Raw genomic sequence first — 4,033 nt, 5'->3', positions numbered from 1 at the left:
GATGTAAGACCTGAGTGTAATCACAATGGCAGACGTCTATGAAGCAGGAAGAAAACGCTAAAACTATGTGAGTAGGTTTAGGTAAGTTTTTCGGAACGGTTAACTTCTTCTCATTACTTCTTATAATATTAAAAAATAGTAAGAAACTAACAAAGATAGAAACTAACAAAGACAATAGAATTCAAAATTTAGTCCCCATTCATTCATTAAATTTTTAGGAAGAAATTTTTATGGCTAAGAAATCAAACAAGTCTAACACCAGTAAAAAAATTATCGATGGCGTTGATGCCGTAGGTCACGTAGCGCGCAATGGTTTAGAGCGTTTTGGATCACTGCTAGACAGTCTAAATGCTAAATCAGGTAAAGCCAGTCAGTTCAAAGCGGTGGACTTATCAGGATATAAAGACAACAGTGTTAATAACTTATTAAGCCAGCAAACGCTAAAGACCTCACAGCAGTTGTTAGGCTCTCGTTTTACCACTTACAGCAAGTATGCTAAAAAAGTCGTGCCAGACAGCATTTTTCAAAAAGCTTCTGATGGGGTGTTCTCACAAGTGGCCAAGTTAGCAGCTACTTGGAGCGAAGTTGATTTACCTCGTGAGCAGCGTTTTGAGGGCGTTCAAGGTTTAACGGATCAAGAGCGTAATGCCTTGGCCCGTGATATTGCCAACCAAAACCGCGCTTTAGCAACAATAGGGGGTGTTACTGGTTTGGCTGGTCTGCCAGGTATGTTAGCGGATACTTTATGGTTATTATTGGTGTCATTGCGTACGGTATATCAGCTGGCCACAGTGTATGACAAACCGCTAACCGGCAAGCAAGGCGTTAAAATGGCCTATGCCGTATTGGGCAGTGCTGATCTTAGTAAAATGCAAGAAAAGCAGACCATCTTAGCCGCACTTGGGGTGACCAAAGGTTTGATTGCTAGCTCTGACAACAATGGTTTACGCAGTGAGCTAACCAAAGGTTTAGGTGTGGTAAATCCAAACGTTCAGTTTTATGCTCAGCAAGTAGATAAATTAGCAGAGCAATTTAACTTTGATATGGACAACATTAACCTAAACTGGATAGGTAGATTCCTACCTTTAGTGTCAGTGGCGACTACGGTTCACTATAACAGTCATTTGATTGATCAGGTTATTGGTGTGGCAAAAGCAACTTTTGGTCCAGAGCCTATCGTAGCAAAACAAGCCCTAACGGATGAAGTAAGCTCGAAGCAAGAAGAGCAAGCTTCTCAGTCAGATGACAAAGAAAAAGATAAACCAAGCAGTGAAGAAGACAAAGCACAACCGTCAGAAACTGCTGATAAAAAAGAGCCAGAGCAATCTGAACAGAAGAAAGCTGAAGACGATAAAAAAGCTTCTGAAAAACAAGAGGCTAGTAAAGAAGAATCAGCCAAAGACAGCTCAACTGAAAAAGCAACTGAAGAAAAGCAGCCTGAAACAGAAGAATCAGAGTCTGAGCAAGATAAAAAACAACAAGATAAGAAATAATTTGTAAGCGTTGCTATGGTTTATTATTAGGCTGTTTACTACGGATAATAGCGTTTGTTGTGAGATTAATAACTTGCAACAAGCGCTATTAAACTGTAAAATCTTCGCCTTAACTTCCCGCTGAGGAAGGCTAGAATAGCAGGTAATTGGTGTTATGTGCTGGAATGAGCCAGTGACATGATGGCTAACTACTAATGCGTTTGGTGCCTCAGTTACGTACAGCCCTGCTGTATATCGGACATAGAGAGAATTTATTATGCGTAAAGATATCCACCCAGAATACCAAGAAGTTTTATTCCACGACACTAACGCTGACGTGTACTTCTTAACTCGTTCAACTGCTAAAACTAAAGCTACTCGTGAGTATGAAGGTAAAGAATATCCTTACTACCCACTAGATATTTCTAGCGCTTCACATCCTTTCTACACTGGCGAGCAACGTAAAACTTCTAACGAAGGTCGTGTTGCTAGCTTCAACAAACGCTTTGGCGCGTTTGGTGGCCGTAGCAAGGCTAAGAAAACTGACGCTGAGTAATTTTTTAAATTACGAATTGTTAGATGCAGCTTAGTTAGTATTTAGTTAATTAAGCGATAAAAAAACCACTGCACTCCTTATATGGGTTGCGTTGGTTTTTTTATGTCGACAATATAAACAGAGTCTAAAAAAACACCAGCCAATCGGCTGGTGTTTTTGATTATAAGCAATACAGTTCTGCGTTGATTAGCCGTGTTTTAGCTGACGAGGACGGAAGCCTGAAGCCAGTAAAACTACGCCGTATACGATAGCGCCCACAGCACAGATTAGCAATAACGCAAAGACACGATGCCACTGAGTTTCGTGAGTTGGGAAGTAAGGCAGCATGAAGTATAACGAGGCCACCATTACTGCACTAGAGACACCAAACTGAGCAAACAGTTTTTTCCATTGTGGACCGAAGCGAAATAAGTCACGCTTGTGGAGTAAGTAATACAATAAACCAGCGTTAACGAATGAAGCAGCCGTGGTTGCTAAAGCCAATCCACCATGCAATGGCAGCTTAAAGTAGTAGAAAATACCCACGAAGACCAAGCTAAATATCATGTTAGCAATAACGGTGATAATACCGATCTTAACCGGCGTTTTGGTATCTTGACGGGCAAAGAAAGCTGGCGCAAAAATCTTAATTAGCATGAAGCCTAAGATGCCACCAGCCATACTACGCAGCGCAAAACCACTCATATTAGCGTCTTCAAGAGCGAACTCTCCACGCATAAATAAGGTCTGCATTAGTACATCAGACAGGACAAATAGCGCACAAGCCGCAGGCATTCCCACAACAATAATTAATCGTGCAGCCCAGTCTAAGGTCTTGCGGAAGCTGACATCATCTTTTTTGGCTTCACTGGTTGATAAACTAGGTAAGATAACCGTACCGATAGCCACCCCAATCAAGCCTAAAGGCAGCTCAGTTAAACGCTCTGCGGCATACAGCCAAGATACCGAACCGGTCATCATTAAAGAGGCCAATACGGTATTTAAAAGCAAGTTAATCTGAGTAACTGACACCCCAAAAATGGCCGGCAACATCAGCTTTAAGATACGGCGCACGCCTTCATGCTGAAAATCAACCTTCGGTTTAACCAGCAGCTTTTGCATATATAACTGAGGTAGCTGGATAAAGAATTGTAATAGACCTGCTATAGCAACGGCGTAGCCCAGTGCCATAATAGGTTTATCAAACATAGGCGAAAAAATTAACGCCCCGGCAATCATACTTAGGTTGAGTAAAACGGGAGCCACTGCAGGAGCAGCAAAGCGGCCATAGCTTTGCAAAATACTGCCTGCAAACGCCGTCATAGAGATGAATAATAAGTAGGGGAAAGTTAACCGTAATAGCTCACTTGCCGTGTTAAACTTCTCAGGATCATCAGCAAAGCCCGGTGCAAATAGGGTGATAACCCAAGGCGAGGCGAGCATAACCACGACCGTCAGCATAGATAAGATCATCAGCAAGGCCCCTGAGGTGCGGCTGATTAAAATCTGTACTTCTTGGAGGCTAAAACGCTCTTTGTACTCAGACAAAACAGGAACGAAAGCCTGGCTAAAGGCACCTTCAGCAAATAGACGGCGTAGGAAGTTGGGGATTTTGAAGGCGACTAAGAAAGCATCCATGAGACCGCCGGCCCCAAACACACCCATCAACACCATATCACGCACAAGGCCCAATATACGTGAGAGCATGGTCATTGAGCTGACAATCATAGTCGAGCGAAACAGTTTACTTTTTGCCATGTAATCTCAATACCTGTGTATATTAAAATATTTTTAATCTGGTTTTTAAGGTTTCAAAAAAACTGGCAAATTATAGCATTATCTAGATAAGATAACGGGACTGACCAGTGAAATTGTGATGGAAAGTAGCACTTAGATGAATTTATCACCGGTCACCGTAAAACCACCTACTTCAGGGGGTGGATATAAGGCGACACACACTGTCGTAAGAAGTCGTTAAAGGGTTGTAAGCTAAAATTAATCTTGCGATACTAAGCATATGAAAACC

The 4,033-nt window shown here is 42.0% G+C and carries 3 protein-coding genes; 2 read left to right on the top strand and 1 reads right to left on the bottom strand.

Translation table 11 applies throughout. The features are described from left to right. Window positions 1–230 precede the first annotated feature (230 nt). Together A1232T_RS12005 and A1232T_RS12000 are read left to right on the top strand one after the other, a co-directional pair. The gene (locus A1232T_RS12005) at window positions 231–1,493 is read left to right on the top strand and encodes an EcsC family protein (protein ID WP_077449634.1); all 1,263 of its coding nucleotides are present in this window, start codon (window positions 231–233) and stop codon (window positions 1,491–1,493) included. A 256-nt stretch (window positions 1,494–1,749) separates the two neighbouring features. Then, on the top strand, window positions 1,750–2,028 hold the full coding sequence (locus tag A1232T_RS12000; RefSeq protein ID WP_077449633.1) for a type B 50S ribosomal protein L31: 279 nt from the start codon (window positions 1,750–1,752) through the stop codon (window positions 2,026–2,028). A gap of 186 nt (window positions 2,029–2,214) precedes the next feature. Here A1232T_RS12000 and murJ read toward each other — a convergent pair whose 3' ends face one another. After that, window positions 2,215–3,765 (bottom strand): murein biosynthesis integral membrane protein MurJ, encoded by a 1,551-nt coding sequence (gene murJ / locus A1232T_RS11995; RefSeq protein WP_077449632.1) that lies wholly within the window; start codon window positions 3,763–3,765, stop codon window positions 2,215–2,217. Window positions 3,766–4,033: the final 268 nt, after the last annotated feature.

This window comes from Psychrobacter pasteurii, from assembly GCF_900162815.1.
Lineage (GTDB): Bacteria > Pseudomonadota > Gammaproteobacteria > Pseudomonadales > Moraxellaceae > Psychrobacter > Psychrobacter pasteurii.
Note: the sequence above shows the minus strand (reverse complement) of the source record. Positions and strands in the feature narration are given on the sequence as shown.